The sequence below is a fragment of the Streptomyces viridosporus T7A genome, assembly GCF_008704515.1.
Taxonomy (GTDB): Bacteria; Actinomycetota; Actinomycetes; order Streptomycetales; family Streptomycetaceae; genus Streptomyces; species Streptomyces viridosporus.
On record NZ_CP023700.1, the window covers coordinates 2,034,531 to 2,050,849 of the forward strand.

The 16,319-nt window shown below is 73.7% G+C and carries 16 protein-coding genes and 1 pseudogene; 8 read left to right on the forward strand and 9 right to left on the reverse strand.

The window, feature by feature from the left end:
* The first annotated feature begins 9 nt into the window (after positions 1 to 9).
* Positions 10 to 783: a polysaccharide deacetylase family protein gene (locus CP969_RS09575; RefSeq protein ID WP_051044547.1), complete on the forward strand. Its 774-nt coding sequence runs from the start codon at positions 10 to 12 to the stop codon at positions 781 to 783.
* Between the two features lie 89 nt (positions 784 to 872).
* A complete protein-coding gene (locus tag CP969_RS09580) occupies positions 873 to 1,967 on the forward strand; it encodes a DUF5925 domain-containing protein (protein WP_016826938.1) in 1,095 nt (364 codons plus the stop codon).
* A gap of 73 nt (positions 1,968 to 2,040) precedes the next feature.
* Here the strand turns inward: CP969_RS09580 and CP969_RS09585 are convergent, their stop codons facing one another.
* Positions 2,041 to 2,409: a GntR family transcriptional regulator gene (locus CP969_RS09585; RefSeq protein ID WP_016826937.1), complete on the reverse strand. Its 369-nt coding sequence runs from the start codon at positions 2,407 to 2,409 to the stop codon at positions 2,041 to 2,043.
* 70 nt (positions 2,410 to 2,479) lie between these two features.
* Here CP969_RS09585 and CP969_RS09590 point away from each other — a divergent pair, with 70 nt between their 5' ends.
* A complete protein-coding gene (locus CP969_RS09590; protein ID WP_004990092.1) occupies positions 2,480 to 3,409 on the forward strand; it encodes a GNAT family N-acetyltransferase in 930 nt (309 codons plus the stop codon).
* Entirely contained in the window at positions 3,390 to 3,890 is a 501-nt protein-coding gene (locus tag CP969_RS09595; protein ID WP_004990090.1) for a ribonuclease FAU-1 family protein, read from the forward strand. The genes CP969_RS09590 and CP969_RS09595 overlap by 20 nt, the downstream gene beginning before the upstream one ends.
* Before the next feature lie 34 nt (positions 3,891 to 3,924).
* Here CP969_RS09595 and CP969_RS09600 read toward each other — a convergent pair whose 3' ends face one another.
* A complete protein-coding gene (locus tag CP969_RS09600) occupies positions 3,925 to 4,173 on the reverse strand; it encodes a hypothetical protein (RefSeq protein WP_016826936.1) in 249 nt (82 codons plus the stop codon).
* Between the two features lie 137 nt (positions 4,174 to 4,310).
* Between CP969_RS09600 and CP969_RS34230 the strand changes: the two genes are divergently transcribed.
* Together CP969_RS34230 and CP969_RS09610 are read left to right on the forward strand one after the other, a co-directional pair.
* Complete coding sequence (locus tag CP969_RS34230; RefSeq protein WP_004990088.1) at positions 4,311 to 4,445, forward strand: hypothetical protein; 135 nt, start codon at positions 4,311 to 4,313, stop codon at positions 4,443 to 4,445.
* Between the two features lie 220 nt (positions 4,446 to 4,665).
* A complete protein-coding gene (locus CP969_RS09610) occupies positions 4,666 to 5,718 on the forward strand; it encodes a lytic polysaccharide monooxygenase auxiliary activity family 9 protein (protein WP_016826935.1) in 1,053 nt (350 codons plus the stop codon).
* 71 nt (positions 5,719 to 5,789) lie between these two features.
* On the opposite strand, the gene CP969_RS09615 is transcribed toward CP969_RS09610, so the two are convergent.
* Positions 5,790 to 6,656, reverse strand: coding sequence for an esterase/lipase family protein (locus tag CP969_RS09615; RefSeq protein ID WP_016826934.1), 867 nt, complete (start codon positions 6,654 to 6,656; stop codon positions 5,790 to 5,792).
* 371 nt (positions 6,657 to 7,027) lie between these two features.
* Between CP969_RS09615 and CP969_RS09620 the strand changes: the two genes are divergently transcribed.
* Positions 7,028 to 8,086, forward strand: a complete 1,059-nt coding sequence (locus CP969_RS09620; RefSeq protein WP_016826933.1) for an ABC-2 transporter permease — start codon at positions 7,028 to 7,030, stop codon at positions 8,084 to 8,086.
* Positions 8,087 to 8,268: 182 nt separating this feature from the next.
* Here the strand turns inward: CP969_RS09620 and CP969_RS09625 are convergent.
* The 4 genes and pseudogenes from CP969_RS09625 to CP969_RS09640 form a co-directional block, all read right to left on the reverse strand.
* Positions 8,269 to 8,676 (reverse strand): annotated as a pseudogene (locus tag CP969_RS09625) (alpha-lytic protease prodomain-containing protein); the annotation flags it as partial.
* Positions 8,677 to 8,954: 278 nt separating this feature from the next.
* Complete coding sequence (locus tag CP969_RS09630) at positions 8,955 to 9,863, reverse strand: slipin family protein (protein ID WP_039831270.1); 909 nt, start codon at positions 9,861 to 9,863, stop codon at positions 8,955 to 8,957.
* A 205-nt stretch (positions 9,864 to 10,068) separates the two neighbouring features.
* Positions 10,069 to 10,977, reverse strand: a complete 909-nt coding sequence (locus CP969_RS09635) for a S1 family peptidase (RefSeq protein ID WP_004990074.1) — start codon at positions 10,975 to 10,977, stop codon at positions 10,069 to 10,071.
* A gap of 310 nt (positions 10,978 to 11,287) precedes the next feature.
* On the reverse strand, positions 11,288 to 12,463 hold the full coding sequence (locus CP969_RS09640; protein ID WP_026085308.1) for a DUF5685 family protein: 1,176 nt from the start codon (positions 12,461 to 12,463) through the stop codon (positions 11,288 to 11,290).
* Between the two features lie 291 nt (positions 12,464 to 12,754).
* Here CP969_RS09640 and CP969_RS09645 point away from each other — a divergent pair, with 291 nt between their 5' ends.
* A complete protein-coding gene (locus CP969_RS09645) occupies positions 12,755 to 13,192 on the forward strand; it encodes a cell division protein SepF (RefSeq protein ID WP_004990069.1) in 438 nt (145 codons plus the stop codon).
* Between the two features lie 47 nt (positions 13,193 to 13,239).
* Here the strand turns inward: CP969_RS09645 and CP969_RS09650 are convergent, their stop codons facing one another.
* Positions 13,240 to 14,430 carry an acyl-CoA dehydrogenase family protein gene (locus CP969_RS09650; protein WP_004990065.1) on the reverse strand — a complete coding sequence of 397 codons (1,191 nt, stop codon included), beginning with the start codon at positions 14,428 to 14,430 and terminating at the stop codon, positions 13,240 to 13,242.
* Between the two features lie 102 nt (positions 14,431 to 14,532).
* On the reverse strand, positions 14,533 to 16,143 hold the full coding sequence (locus tag CP969_RS09655; protein WP_016826929.1) for an MFS transporter: 1,611 nt from the start codon (positions 16,141 to 16,143) through the stop codon (positions 14,533 to 14,535).
* Positions 16,144 to 16,319 lie beyond the last annotated feature (176 nt).

Consider the following 16,319-nt stretch of genomic DNA (forward strand, 5'->3'; position numbering starts at 1 on the left):
CCGATCCTCATGTACCACTCGGTCGCCGCCGACCCCAACGACGCGACCCGTGCCCTCTCCGTCACCCCGGAGGCGTTCGCCGAGCAGATGGCGGTGCTCGCGGACCGGGGCCTCACCCCCGTCACCACCGCCGACCTGGCGGCCCGCTGGCGCTCGGGACGCTCGCTGCCCGCCCGCCCGGTCCTCGTCACGTTCGACGACGGTTACGAGGGCGTGCACCGGCACGCGCTGCCCGTGCTCGCCGAGCACGGCTTCCCGGCCACCCTGTTCGTCTCCACGGGGTGGCTGCGGGGGCCGTACGACACCGGCGGCGGCCCGGACACCATGCTGGACTGGGACCAGGTGCGCGAACTGGCCGGTGCGGGCGTGGAGATCGGCGGGCACAGCCACAGCCACCCGCAGCTCGACCAGCTCGACGACCGCCGGCTGCGCTCCGAGCTGCTCCTGTGCAAGGAGATCGTCTCGGACCAACTGGGCTTCGTCCCGTCCTCGTTCGCGTACCCCTACGGCTACTCCAGCCGCCGGGTGCGCGAGGCGGTGCGGGAGACGGGGTACGCCCAGGCGCTCGCCGTCGGCAACGGCCTCGCCCGCCGCGCCCAGGGACCGTACGCCCTGCGGCGGGTCACCGTGCGGCGGTCGACGGACGCCGCCGCGTTCGAGCGGCTGGTGAGGGGGCGGGCCGTCGCGCGCGCCTTCGCGCGGGACCGCGCCCTGACCAAGGGGTACGCGGTGGTCCGCCGGGCCCGGCAGGCCCGGCGGCTGGTCCGCCGGCCACCGGACTGACTCCGCGGCGACGGACCGCACGGGCGACACATCCGCGTGCACCCCGCAAACCGGGTGCACGCGGCCCCCGGGTGCCCGATCATGGCGGCATGCCTGCACACCCGCACGACGCACTGCCGATCCGGCTCAACGTCGACGACAGCGACTCCCCGTCCGACGTCGTCGACGCGCTGTTCCTCGGCCGTTTCGCGACGGGCGAGCAGCCGTACTCGCACGCCGTCACCATCGACCGCGTGCGCTCCGCGGCGACCCTGCTGCCCGCGCACGCCCGGGTGCTGCGCGTCGCCCGGGACGACGACCGCAGCGCCACCCTGGCCGAGGGCGACGGCTGGACGCTGCTGGTCTCCCGCTGGAACCGGGGCGCCGACGTCACCGTCACCGCGACCAGCGCCGACCTCGCGGCGAAGATCCTGGGCGAGGCCACGGACGGCGCGGCGGACGAGCCCGAGCCGCAGCCGGAGAACGTCACCATGGGGTTCTGGTACGTCTCCCCGCGGCGCGGCCCGCACCGCACCACCCGGCAGATCTCGGCGGGCACCTGGGACGAGGTCCGGCCCAACTACACCGCGCCGGTGGCGGACGCGATGGACCGCCTGATGAAGACCACCCCCGAGGACATCTCGGGCCGGCTGCTCCTGCTGCACGGCCCGCCGGGCACCGGCAAGACCTCCGCGCTGCGCACACTGGCCCGGTCCTGGCGGGACTGGTGCCAGGTGGACTGCGTCCTGGACCCGGAGCGGCTGTTCAGCGACGTCGGCTATCTGATGGACATCGCGATCGGCGAGGAGGACGCGGCGGGGAAAGGGCGCTGGCGGCTGCTGCTCCTCGAGGACTGCGACGAGCTGATCCGCGGCGAGGCCAAGCACACGGCCGGGCAGGCGCTGTCCCGGCTGCTGAACCTCACGGACGGTCTGCTCGGCCAGGGCCGCAACGTCCTGGTCGGCGTCACCACCAACGAGGACCTGGAGCGCCTGCACCCGGCCGTCGTCCGCCCCGGCCGCTGCCTGGCCCGCATCGAGGTCGGGCCGCTGACCCGCGCGGAGGCGGCGCACTGGCTGGGCCGCGAGGACGGCATCGGCCGCGAGGGCGCGACCCTGGCCGAGCTGTACGCCCTGCGCCGGGGCACCTCCCCGACCGCCCTGCCGGAACCGCGCGGGGACGCGGACGCGGGGCTGTACCTGTAGCCGTACTCGTGCCGGTGGCCGCGGGCCCCGCGGTCGTCGGCGCGGGGCGCGGACCGGCGGGTCGCCGCCCCGGCTACTCCCCGTAGACCGCCCGCAGGGCGTCCCGCACGGCGGCCAGCGCCTCGTCCTCGCTCAGCCCGAGCCGCCGCACCCGCTCCGCGTACCCCTGGGCCGCCGACGCCGCCTCCCGCTGGGCCGCCGAGCCCGCGGCGGCGATCACCGTGCCGTTGCGGCCCCGGGTCTCGATCACCCCGTCGGCCTCCAGCGCCCGGTAGGCCTTGGCCACCGTGTTCGCGGCGAGGCCGAGCGTCCCGGCCAGCCCCCGCACCGTCGGCAGCCGGTACCCCACCGGCAGCGCTCCCGACCGGGCCTGCTCGGAGATCTGCGCCCGCACCTGCTCGTACGGCGGCGCGCCGTCGTCGATATGGATCTTCAAGGTCACGGCCCGATTGTCCCGCACGCGCCGGAAAATCGGAGGCACCCCGGGCGCGTACCCCGTAGCGTGCGCCTCCATGACCGTGCTCGTCCGCGACCTCCGCCCCGACGCCCGCGCCGATCTCGAGGGCTTCGCCCGCGTCCGGCACGCCGCGCTGCCGTTCATGCTCCTCACCCCGGACTCCCTCGCCCACGACCTCACCCGCATGCACCCCGACGCCCACTACCGTCCCCTCGTCGCCGTGGCCGGCGGCGAGGTGATCGGCACGGCGCAGGTGCACCTGGCCCACGAGAGCCCCGAGCCCGGCCAGGGCAGCGTCAACGTGTACGTGCATCCCGGACACACGCGCCGGGGCGCCGGGGCGCTGCTCGTGCGCGCCGCCGAGGAGCACCTGGCCGCGCACGGGGCGACCCGGCTGTTCGCCTGGGTGCTGGACGAGCCGGGCAACCGCGCCTTCGCCGAACGGCACGGCTACCGCGCCGGCCGCTCGGCCCGATTCCTCCGCCTGGACCTGGCGCACGGCGCCCTCCCCCCGCTCCAGGGCCCGCCGCCCGGTGTCGAACTGCGCACCGGCGCCGACTTCGCCGACGACCCGCGCCCGCTGTTCGCGCTGGACGCGGAGACGGCCTCGGACGAACCGGGCGACATCGGCACCGAGTTCACCGACTACGAGGCGTGGCTCGAGCAGACCTGGAAGCACCCCCTGCTCGACCTCGACCTGACCACGGTCGCGGTGGCCGACGGCCGCCCCGCCGCCTTCACCGCGGTCCACACCGACGGTTCCACCCGGTACGGCACCGCCATGACCGGCACCGCCCGCGCCCACCGCGGCCGGGGCCTGGCCAAGCTCGTCAAGAACGCCTCCCTGCACCGCGCCCGCGAGGCCGGGTACACGGAGGCGTTCACGGGCAACGACACCGGCAACGGACCGATGCTCGCGATCAACCAGTGGTTCGGCTACGCCGTGTGCGCCACGGAGGTGCGGTATGTCCGCGAACTCGGCTGACCGCCCGGCCGCCTTGGACGTCGTCCTCGTCAAGGCGGGCCGGGAGAAGATCCGTTACCCGGCCGACCTGCTCGCCGACGACGGCACCCGTGTCACCGTGCGCGCCCCGTGGGCGGGTGACGGCGTGCGCGACTTCGGCTTCGTGCGCTTCGAACCCGGCGACGTCTTCACCGAGTACTACTGGCGCGACCGGTGGTACTCCGTGAAGGAGGTCCGCGCCGGCGACGGCACCCTCAAGGGCCACTACTGCGACATCACCCGCCCGGCCGAGCTCTCCGGCACCCGGCTGGTCGTCGAGGACCTCGACCTGGACCTGTGGGTCGGTGCGGACGGCACGGACGTACGGCGGCTGGACGAGGACGAGTTCGCGGCGAGCGGCCTGACGGAAACGGACCCGCGGGCGGCGGCCGCCGCCGTGGCCGCGCTCGACGAACTGGAGGCGCTGGCGCGCGGGGGCGGCCTCGGCACACTGCTCCGGTGAGGCGGCCGGGTCAGTCCGGCACCGCGACCACCGCTTACCGTTCGCCGTCCACCTCCCGGCCCCACAGCGCCGCCTCCCGCGACAGCCGCTCCACGCGCACCCGCCCGGCGAGCGGGGCGAGGACGTCGCCCGCCCGCCGGGGCGGCCAGGTGCGCAGCCGTCCGTCCCGGGCGGCGCGCACGGACGGGTCGCGCAGTCCGTGGTCCGGCTCGTCGTCGAAGGCTGCGGCCCGCGCGTCCCGGTCGACGCCGTCCGTGCCCGTCCGGCTCGTGTCGTTGCTCATGGCCCGAGGGTGACACCCACCACTGACAATCGATTCGTGACAGCGGCCACAGACAGACCGGGACCGATGAGGAACTCTCCCCCGAAAGGTCCACCTCCGTGAGAACACGGAACCCGGTGGCCCCGAAGGAGGCAGCCATGCGCCGTGTCACCGTGCAGAAGCCCCCGAAGAGGACGGACGCCCGTCGGACCCGCGAAGAGGCCGACGAGCGCCCCGCGGGACGTCCGGAGGTCCGCGGGGACATCGCCCGCACCTGGTGGCCCGACGGCTGAGCCGGCCGCCCCGGACGCGGGAGGTCTCGCGGCCCGTCCGCCCCGCCGCGTCCGGCACGTACCTGATCCCAGCCTGAGCACTCCCTTAACGCGACCATAAGGATCCCCCTCCACGGCCTGCGACAGGCGATTTCGCGGTTTCCCGGGGCTAGCTTCTGAGTCACCCCCCACGGGATTCACCCCCCGAGTCCAGTGATCGTTGCCGAGGAGTTGCTGTCCCATGCCCGCACGCCGCAAGGCCGCTGTCGCCGTCGTCGGCCTCGTTCCGCTCGCCCTCACCGGGCTGTCCGCCGCACCGGCGTCCGCGCACGGTTCGATGGGCGACCCGGTCAGCCGGGTCTCGCAGTGCCACGCCGAGGGCCCGGAGAGCCCGAAGTCGGCGGCGTGCAAGGCGGCGGTCGCGGCCGGCGGCACCCAGGCCCTCTACGACTGGAACGGCGTCCGCATCGGCGACGCGGGCGGACGCCACCAGGAGCTCATCCCCGACGGCAAGCTGTGCAGCGCGAACAACGAGCAGTTCAAGGGCCTCGACCTGGCCCGCGCGGACTGGCCGGCGACGAGCGTGGGCAGCGGGTCGTACACCTTCAAGTACCGGGTGACCGCCCCGCACAAGGGCACCTTCGAGGTGTACATCACCAAGCCCGGCTACGACCCGTCCAAGCCGCTGGCCTGGAGCGACCTGGACCTGGCGAACCCGGTGGCGAAGGCCACCGACCCGGCCGCCGTGGACGGTTTCTACACCTTCACCGGCACCCTCCCCGAGCGCTCCGGCGCGCAGCTGCTGTACGCGGTCTGGCAGCGCTCGGACAGCCCGGAGGCGTTCTACTCCTGCTCGGACGTCACGTTCGGCGGCGGCAGCGGGGGCGGGGCCGGCCGGGCGGACGAGGCCGGCGGCTCGGGCGAGGCCGGTGGCGGCGACACGCCCCAGCAGGCGGCCGCCCCGGCGCCGACCGCCACCGCTCCGTCCGAGGAGCAGCTCGAGGAGGCGGCGAAGAAGTCGACCATCGAGAACCACGGGCACGGCGACGACGACCCCGACACCTCGGCGGCACCCGCCGCGGCGCAGGACGAGCCCGCCCCGGAGGCCTCCGACGCCGCCGACCAGCCCAACCGGCCCAAGGCGGCCGGCGGCTCGGAGAACCTCGCGGAGACCGGCGGCGACGACAGCACCCCGTACCTGATGGTCGGCGGGGCCGCGGCGCTGGCGCTGGGCTCGGCGGCGCTGTTCGCCGCCAACCGGCGGCGCGCGGCGGGCGGGCGGCACGGCCGCTGAACCGACTCGGGGCCCTGTCCGGCGGCTCAGGCCGGACAGGGCCCCGACGCGTTCGCCTCCGCCTACACGTGTCAGCTGACCACGGAGGCGCAGGTGGTGGGCGTGGCGCGGGCCGGATCGAGGGCGTTGGCCACCTCGTGGAAGGCGATCCGGTCGAGCAGCCCGACGGCCAGGTGCTCGGACAGGTCGAGCGGGCACAGGTCCTGGAGCAGGACGTTGCGCACGTTCGGCCCGTTCAGGTACTGACTGCGGTACGGGGTGACCACCTGGTCGTACTTCGTGGCGATGACGGTGTAGCGGACGCCGGGCACGGTGTCGCCGCCCTCGTTGAGCCGGGTGAGGAAACCGGAGCCGACGACCTGCTGCGCGAGGGCGGGAGTGGCCTCGTTCAGCAGGTGCTCGGCGCCCGGGAAGTACGGCAGCAGGCGGGTGAGGCCGCCGAGGGTGGTGCCGTGGTTGCTGGGCGCGATCCCGACGAGGGCGTTCACCTCGTCCGCCCCGCCGAGGAACTTGAGGTAGTGGCGGGGCATCAGGCCGCCCTGCGAGTGGCCGACGAGGTCGACCTCGGCGGTGCCGGTCGCGGCCAGCACCTTGTCGACGAAGGCGTCGAGCTGCTCCGCGGACTTCTCGATGGGGCCGAGGCCGTGGAAGAGGGGGACGCCGGGCAGCTGTCCGTAGTCGAGGGAGAAGACGCAGTAGCCGCGGCGCTGGAGGTAGGGCGCGAGCCCCAGCCAGTTGTCGATCGAGTTGCCGAAGGTGCCGTGCACCAGGACGACGGGGCGGGGATGGGCGGCGGGGGGCTCGCAGGAGTAGTCGTTCCAGCCTCCTCCCGCGGGTGCGGCGGAGGCGTGGGCGCCGGTGGCGGTGGGGCCGGTGAGGGCCGCGGCGGCCAGCAGGAGCGCGGCCAGCGGTCTGATCACTCGCTTCCAGGGCAGCATCGGGTGATCTCCTTGCGGTTCATGGGGAGGTGGGGGGGGCCTTACTCCCTGTGATCCGGATCACGAGGATGCTGTTCACTCGTCAAGTTACGGACGAGTAGGGAAGCTGGGAAGTTACGGGTCGGTAAAAAATTCCACCGTCGACCGGCGGCGACCCGTCCGGACCTGATAAGGCGTCACCAAGCGGGACGAATCGACACCCTCGGGCGTGCCGTGCGGCACTCCCTCCCGCACCCCGCGCCCTTCCGCCCCCGGCACACCCCGGGCGCCCCGGCCCCCAGCCCCACCGAGACCCGTTCCGAACGTACGTGCGGCATCCGTTCGGCCCCGTCCCGCCTGCGCGGGCAGCCGGTCCGCCGGACGGTGGGGGCATGACGCAGACCGCCGGCGCCGGCCCGTCCCGCAGCTCGTTCCTCGGCGAGGTGAAGGAGGCCGTCACTCCGCGGGCCACCCTGCTCGTGCTCGGTGTGATCGTCCTCCAGTTGCTCTTCATCGCCTCCTACGTGGGGGCGCTGCACCATCCGAAGCTGCGGGACGCGCCCTTCGGAGTCGTCGCGCCGCCGGCCGTCGCCGAGCGGGCGGTGACCCGCCTGGAGCGGCTGCCCGGCTCCCCGCTGGACCCCCGCGCGGTGACCGACGAGGCGACCGCGCGGAGGCAGATCACGGACCGGGAGATCGACGGCGCGTTGATCGTGAACCCGGCCGGCGGCGGGGACACCCTGCTGGTCGCCTCCGGCGGCGGCACCGTCCTCGCCACCACCGTGGAGAGCCTCATCAACAGGCTGGAGGAAGCCGAGGGGCGCACGGTACGGACCGTCGACGTGGCTCCGGCCTCGCGGCAGGACTTCGACGGGCTGTCGTCCTTCTACGTGGTGGTGGGCTGGTGCGTCGGCGGCTACCTGTGCGCCTCGATCCTGGCGATCAGCGCCGGCGCCCGGCCCGCCGACCCGCGCCGCGCGGCGATCCGGATCGGCGCCATGGCCCTGGTGTCGCTCGTCGGCGGACTCGGCGGCGCGGTGATCGTCGGGCCGGTCCTGGGCGCGCTGCCCGGCAGTGTGGCGGCCCTGTGGGGGCTGGGCGCGCTGGTCACCTTCGCCGTCGGCGTCGCCACCCTCGCCCTCCAGGGCCTCTTCGGCATCGTCGGCATCGGGCTGGCGATCCTGCTCGTGGTGATCGCCGGCAACCCGAGCGCGGGCGGTGCCTTCCCGCTGCCGATGCTGCCGCCGTTCTGGGCGGCGATCGGCCCGGCGCTGCCGCCGGGCGCGGGCACCTGGACGGCCCGCTCGATCGCGTACTTCGAGGGCAACGCCGTGCTCGGCCCCCTGCTGGTGCTGTCGGCGTGGGCCCTCGCGGGGATCGTGGTCACGATGCTGTCGGCGGTGGCGTACCGCGGACGGCACGGGGCCGAGCCGCCCGCGCGGGCGCCCTGACCCGGACGCGCGGAAGTCCCGCCCCTCGCGCGGGGCGGGACTCCACGGGGTGCGTGCGGTTCAGCCGATCCGGGTGCCGGTCGCCGCGAGGGCCCGGGTCACCGACTGGAAGAAGGCCGTGCCGCCCGAGGTGCAGTCGCCGCTGCCGCCGGAGGCGAGGCCGACCGCGCTGCTGCCCGAGTGGCCCACTCGGCCTCGGAGACGGTGCGGTCCGCGGTGGCGACGACCTTGTCGGTGGTCGGGTCGGTCACCCAGGAGGTGCCCGGGACGGCGGCGTCCTGCTCGAGGGCGGTGCGTGCGCTCTTCAGCTCGGCGAGGGGGTTCGCCACGACCCTCGCACCGGCGCCGGCCGACTCGACGGTCCCGGCGGCGGCCTCGGCGAGCACGTTCACCACGAGGCTCCTGCCCTTCGCGTCGCAGTACGTTCCCGCCGCGTCGGCGCCGAGGTCCTCGGCGAGCGTCGAGGCGAGCTTTCCGGCCGCCGCGACCGAGAGGGCCCGGGGTCCGGAGGCGTCCGGGGTCTCACCGGCGTTCGCAGTCCGGAAGGTGACTCCGGCGGCGACCGGTGCGGCGACACCCGCACCCGCCAGGGCCGCCCGTCGCCCGGGTACGCGTCGGTGCTTCGCCTCACGTCCTCCTGTGGGAGGACGGTCCGGGAGATGGCGGGGACCTCACCGAACCGGAAGGCGTACGGCCACGGGGACGGCGTACGGGAAAGGCCGTGTCCGGGCCGGCTGAACGGCGCCTGCTCTTGCGAACCCCACAGGGAGCACACAAGGCCGACTTCAGGACGCGTGCACGGCAACGGCCGTGCGCCCTCCATGTCCTGACAGGTCGTGGACACGGAGGGCGGTTCGCACTGCAAACGCTACGGGCCGGTAACCGGCGGTCCGGTCCGCGTGTCCCCGTCCTGGCTCGAATGCGACCCTCCGGGGTCCGGCTCCACATGGGGTGCGGCGGAGGAAAGTCGCTCCTGCACCGGTCCCGGCGCCGGCTCCGGGACCGGCCGCGGCGCCGGCTGCTGGGCCCGTTCCAGGAAGCGCAGCAGCTCCACCGGGAAGGGCAGCACGAGGGTGGAGTTCTTCTCCGCGGCGACCGCCACGATGGTCTGCAGCAGGCGCAGTTGCAGCGCGGAGGGGGTGTCCGCCATCTGCTGGGCCGCCTCGGCCAGCTTCCGCGACGCCTGCAGCTCGGCGTCGGCGTTGATGATGCGGGCCCGGCGCTCGCGGTCGGCCTCGGCCTGCCGGGCCATGGACCGCTTCATCGTGTCGGGCAGGGAGACGTCCTTGATCTCCACCCGGTCGATCTGCACGCCCCAGCCGACCGCGGGGCTGTCGATCATCAGCTCCAGGCCCTGGTTGAGCTTCTCCCGGTTGGAGAGCAGGTCGTCCAGGTCGCTCTTGCCGATGATCGACCGCAGCGAGGTCTGCGCCATCTGGGAGACCGCGAACCGGTAGTCCTCGACGTTGACGACCGCCGCGGTGGCGTCCACCACCTTGAAGTAGACCACCGCGTCGACCCGCACGGTCACGTTGTCCCGGGTGATGCCCTCCTGGGCCGGCACCGGCATCGTGACGATCTGCAGGTTCACCTTGTGCAGCCGGTCCACGAACGGCACGATCATGGTGAATCCGGGCCCGCGCACCCGGGGGCGGAGCCGGCCGAGCCGGAGCACCACGCCCCGCTCGTACTGCTTGACGACCCGCGCCGCCGCCATCGCGTAGACCGCTCCGGCGGACGCCGCCGCCACTCCCGCCGTCACCAACTCCTCGACCATCACGGCCCCCAGGGTCCGAAGTGGCGCATCAGGTGATCACGCGTCCGGTGCCGCCCGGCGCGTCCTGGTGTGTCCTTCGACGGTAGCCCCCGGCCCGGGCACGGGCGAGCCCCCGCACAGCGGTTGTGTGCGGGGGCTCGTCCTGCTGCCGGTTGCAGGCGGGACACAGGGGGCCGGTGGTGCGGGCCGGCCCCGGTGACCGGTCCTAGTAGACGCTGACGCCGTAGGCGCTCAGGGCCTCCGTCACCGGCTGGAAGAAGGTCGTGCCGCCGGAGGAGCAGTTGCCGCTGCCGCCGGAGGTCAGACCGTACGCGGTGCCGTTGCTGCCGTAGAGCGGGCCGCCGGAGTCACCGGGCTCGGCGCAGACCGTGGTCTGGATGAGACCGGAGACGATGTCGCCGCCGCCGTAGTTGACGGTGGCGTTGAGGGCGGTGACCCGGCCGCTGTGCGTGCCCGTGGTGGAGCCGTCACGGATGACGGTGGTGCCCACGCTCGGGGTGGCCGCGCGGGTGATGTCCACGCCGTTGGCGGTGCCGGGCCGGCTCACCGAGGAGTTGGTGTACCGGACGATGCCGTAGTCGTTGCCCGGGAAGCTGGAGCCGGCGGTCGAGCCGAGCACCGTGGTGCGGCCGGAGTTGGAGTACCAGGTGCCCGCGCCGTCGGTGCAGTGGCCGGCGGTCAGGAAGTACTCGGTGCCGTTGCTGGCACGGACGTTGAAGCCCAGGGAGCAGCGCCAGCTGCTCGCGTAGATGGCGTCGCCGCCCTGGATGAGCTTGCTGAACGTGCCCGGGGTGCGCTTGATGGTGATCGCCCCGGCGTTCTCCCCGGCCTGCTGCTTGATCTTGTTGATCTCGGCCTGGGACACCGTGCTGTCGACGGTGACGAGCACCCGGTTGGTCTTGCTGTCGACGGCCCAGGCGGTGCCCGGGATGTCGGCCTTCAGCACCGAGCCGCTGACGCTCTTGAGCTCGGCGGAGCTGAAGGTGGTGGGGGTGTCGGCCGCGTTCGCGCTGGGGATCGCGAACGCGGCGGCGGCCACGAGGCCGGCGGAGACGGCGGTCAGCCGGGTCCGTCTCGAGATGCCGCTACGGGGGGTGGTGCGCTTGATCCTCACTTCTCGTTCCTCCACAAAGGAAGTAGGGGGCCCTCGTGGGGTTGTGGGCCCGTGAGGCGCAGTCAGGGGAGCACGTGCCCGGATTCCGAACACGCCGTGCCCCTGACAAGCGCTGTGGGCGAGTATTCGGCCGACCGACCGTTCGGCGCAAGGGTGTCTTTCGGCCGTCAAGCTTTGAACCACCTGTGGAGGTTTGGCCCGTGACGTGGGGTCGGATCACCGCCGGGAGCTGCGCCGAAGTCGAATCCGGGCACCCCGGGCGTGTCCGGAATTCGACCCTCCGCATATCCCGCCGGGGCGCGGCCGCCGCTCAGCAGTCGCAGCCGCAGTCGCAACCGCCGTCCTCGCTGCAGCAGTTGCAGCAGTTGCAGCAGTTGCCACAGCAGTCGCAGCACTCGCAGCAGTCTCCGCAGTGGCTGCAGAGCCCCTGCTTGTGCTCCCGCGACCAGGGGTCCTCGTAGGTGCCGCAGCACATCTGGCACGTGCAGGCCAGCCCCAGCCACACGGCGCAGCCCGCGAGCAGCCCGCGCCGGTCGCGGTGCGGCGGCCCGGGAGGCGGCGGGGCGCCGGGGGCGCCGGGTGTGCCGGGTGTGCCGGGGGGTGCGTAGGGACCGGGAGCGTGGGCACAGGAGACGGTACCGAAGGCGCGACGGACGGAGTTGGGCAGTTCATGGACGAGCAGCCGGTGTGCGAGGCCCCCGTCGGCGAACTCCACCTCGCGCAGTGCGAGCCGGATGCCGTGCACCGCGTCGTCGGCGAGCCGGCGGGCCTCCGTGAGCGGGGTGCCGGTGGCGGTGAGCGGGTTCCAGGCGCCCGACGCGGCGTCGGCCTCCCGGTCCTCCACGGCGTCCAGGAGATGCGCGAGGCGTCCGAACAGGCGCCCCGCCTCGGCCAGCGGCACGGCGTTGTGCGGCCGGCCGGCGAGCACCGCGGTGTGCGCGAAGGCCGCCGCGGTCGCGGTCTCGGTCGGTTCGGTGACGGTGAGGAGGGGGGTGCCGGGCCCGGCGAGGGTCTCGATGCCGGTCTGCCGGTCCACGGCGTCGACGAGGACGGCGGTGTCGAACCCGACGTCGGCACCGGTCCGCGCCCCGGCCCGGTCCCAGCCCGCGGCGACCCGGCGCGCGGCGAGCGCCACCGGCCTGCGCGCCAGCAGCCCGTCCCCGTCGGCGACGTGGTCGCGCAGCTTGGCGGAGGCGAGCACGAGGGAGACGGCCGCCGCGAGCCGCGCGCCCTCCCCGTGCGCGACGGACGCGGTGCGCATCCCGCGCAGCGGACACGGTCCCGCGGTGCGTCGTCCCGTTTCCGCGCGGTCGTCCTGAGCCTCCGTCAGGACGGATATGAGGAGCCCGTCGTAGTTGGTGACGACACGCGCGAACTGCCCGTGGTCCCCGCGCAGCGCGAGGCACAGCCCGCACAGATGTGCCGTCCACTGGGCCGTGAGCTTCTCGCCGAGCCGATGCCTGCAGGGCCTGACCATTCCGAACACGACATTCCCCCGTACGGTTGTGCGACGTTGAGCGGGCGCATCGTATCGGCCGCCGCGTTCACCCGTACGCACCGTCCATCACCCATACGCAGCGAAGAATCATATTTCACTCACAGTCAGCATCCGTTTACACCAAGACCCTTGGGAAACACGGACTCTCGACGGATCAGCTGTGCACCAGTACCGTCACAAACCCCCCGCTCGGCGTCTGTCCACTTGGCGCGCCATCCGCATCATGGACGACCATAGGGATGCGGAAAGCAAGAAAGACTGCTGTGAGAGGAGGCGTCCATGGGATCGGTACGCAAGGCGAGTGCCTGGCTCGGCCTCGTCGACGACAACGAAGACGAGCGCTACTACGACGACGACTACTCCGACGGGACCGAGCCCGGGGACGCCTGGGTCACCGATCCGCGGGTCAAGGTGGCGTCGGACGTCGCCGAGGAGAGGGGCCGCCGCATCGCCACGGTCACCCCGGACAGCTTCCGGGACGCCCGCGCCATCGGCGAACTCTTCCGCGACGGGATTCCGGTCATCATGAACCTCACCGCCATGGACGCCGCCGACGCCAAGCGCGTCGTCGACTTCGCGGCGGGCCTGATCTTCGGTCTGCGCGGTTCCATCGAGCGGGTGTCCAGCCGGGTGTTCCTGCTGAGCCCGGCCGACACCGTGGTCGTCAACGGGGAGTCGGCCGCGCACCGGTCGGACGGTTTCTTCAACCAGAGCTGAGGCGGGGCCGCTCACCGGCCTCCCCGTGAGGCCCCGGTCGGCCGGGACTACCGGAACGCGTCGATTCCGGTGAGCGCCTTCCCCAGCACGAGCTGGTGCATCTCGACGGTGCCCTCGTAGGTGAGCACCGACTCCAGATTGGTCGCGTGCCGCATCACCGGGTACGCGAGCGAGATCCCGTTGGCTCCGAGGACCGTGCGGGCCGTGCGGCAGATGTCGATGGCCTCGCGGACGTTGTTGAGCTTGCCGAAGCTGACCTGCTCGGGACGCAGGCGGCCGGCGTCCATGCGCCGCCCCAGATGATGGGCGAGCAGGATCCCCTTGTGCAGTTCGACCGCCATGTCGGCGAGTTTGGCCTGCGTCAGCTGGAACCCGCCGATGGGCCGCCCGAACTGCTCCCGCGACTTCGCGTAGTCGACCGCCGCCTCGAAGCAGCTCCGCGCGGCGCCCATGGCGCCCCAGACGATCCCGTACCGGGCGTGCGAGAGACAGCTGAGCGGGCCCTTGAGCCCGGTCGCCTCGGGCAGGACGGCGTCGGCGGGCAGCCGCACGTCGTCGAGCACCAGCTCGCTGGTGACGGAGGCGCGCAGCGACCACTTGTGCCTGATCTCGGGCGCCGAGAACCCCGCGCTGTCGGTCGGCACCACGAACCCGCGGATCCCTTCGTCGGTCCGCGCCCACACCACGGCGACCCCGGCCACGGACCCGTTGGTGATCCACATCTTGCGCCCGTTGAGCACCCAGTCCCCGCCGTCGCGCTTGGCGTACGTGCGCATCGAGGCGGGGTCGGAGCCGTGGTCGGGCTCGGTGAGGCCGAAGCAGCCGATGACCTCACCGGCGGCCATCCGCGGCAGCCACCGCTGCTTCTGCTCCTCGCTGCCGAACCGGTGGACGGCGTACATCGCGAGGGACCCCTGCACGGAGACCAGGGACCGGATTCCGGAGTCGGCCGCCTCCAGCTCCAGACAGGCGAGCCCGTACTGGACGGCGCTCGCGCCCGCGCAGCCGTAGCCGTCGAGGGACATGCCGAGCGCGCCGATCCCGCCGAGTTCCCGGGCGAGTTCCCGGATGCCCGGCAGCTCGCCCTTCTCGTACCAGTCGGCGACGTACGGCAGCACGCGGTCGGCGGCCCAGGCGCGCACGGTGTCCCGGACGGCCAGGTCCTCCGGCTCCAGGAGGTCGTCGACGCCGAGGGGGTCGGCGGGGTCGAAGGGGGGCAACTTCGCGGACGCGGACATGGGGCACCCTCCAAGACGCGCCGCCTGGCGCTGCTGATCACGGCTCGGGCCGACGTTACGACGCGGTCCTCCGCGCGTCCACCCCGCTCCGGTGGGCACGACTCACACCTTCAGCCCGGAGACACGCGCCTCCGCGGCCTCCCGGGGCGCGGGCACCTCCACGGCGGCCGTCTCGCACTGCATCGCCCTCGGCAGCCGGAGCGCCATCGCGGCGCCGACCAGCAGCAGGCCCGCGCTCACCAGCAGGGTCACGTGCAGCCCGTGCACGAAGGCGTGGCGCGCCGCCTGGCGCAGGGCGGCCCCGGCGGGTCCGCCGAGCCGGTCGGCCACCTCGTACGCCTCGCCCAGCGAGTGCGACGCCGCCGAGGACGCCGACGCGGGCACCCCGGGCACGCCGGCGGTGCCGGGCCCGTAGGCCGCGTTCATCACGCTGCCCAGCAGCGCGATCCCGACGCCGGCGCCCAGTTGGTACGAGGTCTCGCCGATCGCCGCCGCCCCGCCGGCCTGCTGCGGCGGCGCCTCGCTGAGCATCGACTCGTAGGCCCCGAACAGGGTGGTCTCCAGGCCGAAGCCGAGCAGGACGAAGCCGGTGAACAGCAGCGGGGCGTTGTCCTCGCCGCCCATCGCGGTCAGGGACACCACCGCGGCGGCCGTCAGGCAGAAGCCGGAGCAGACCATGCGGCGCGGGCCGAACCGGCGCAGCATGCGCGCGCCCGCCAGGCCCGCCGCCATCGCCGCGACGGTCAGCGGCAGCAGGCGCAGTCCGGTCTCGAGCGGGGAGAGCCCCAGCACGAGCTGGAGGTACTGCGCGGCGATGAGCTCGAGCCCGACCAGGGCGAGCATCGCCAGCACGATGCACCCCACCGACGTGCTGAACGCCGGCCGCGCGAACATCCGCAGGTCGACCAGGGGGTGCGTCCGGCGCCGCTGGCGGCGGACGAAGACGAACAGCAGCACCGCGCCCGCGAGCAGCGGCAGGACGGTCCACACGCCGGTGACGGGTTCGCCGCCGCCGAGCCGCTTCACGCCGAGGACCGCCGCGAACAGTCCGGCGGCGGCCAGCAGCGCGCCGACCACGTCCCAGGGGCCGTCGCCGTCGCCCTTCGACTCCGGCAGCAGGATCCGCCCCACCGGCAGGCTGACCAGCATCAGCGGAATGTTGATCAGGAAGACCGAGCCCCACCAGAAGTGCTCCAGCAGGAACCCGCCGATCAGCGGTCCGACCGCCGCGCCGACCGCGGCGACCGCGCTCCAGACGCCGATGGCCAGCGCCCGTTCGCGCCGGTCCGGGAAGACCTGGCGCAGGATGGACAGCGTCGCGGGCATGATCATCGCGCCGCCGACGCCGAGCAGCGCCCGTGCCGCGATCAGCACCGGGGGGTTGTCCGCGAGGGCCGCCATGCCGGAGGCGATGCCGAACAGGGCGTAGCCGAACAGGAGCACGCGCCTGCGGCCGACCCGGTCGCCCAGGGTGCCGAACAGGATCAGCAGCGAGGCGCAGACCAGCGGATAGGCGTCGACGATCCAGAGCAGCTCCACCGCGCCGGGCCTGAGGTCCTCGGTGACGGCGGGGACCGCCACGTGCAGCACGGTGGCGTCGACGGCGACCAGCAGCAGACTGACGCAGAGGACGACGAGCACCAGCCAGCGGTTGGCCCCGGCCCCGGCCGCCCGACCGCGCGGTGCGGCGGAGGCCGTGGTCGTCCCGGACATGTGCGTACCTCCCAGATGTTCCCTCACCGTCGGCGGATCCACGGGGTGGGGACTTCCCCGCGGCCCGGCCGGAGAGGAGCGGCGGTCTCCGGCCCGCACGACGGACGGCGAGTGACACGTCAGCGTACGCGAGTGCGGGTCCGGCGCGAATGGCGGGCCTCTCACCCGTACGGCGG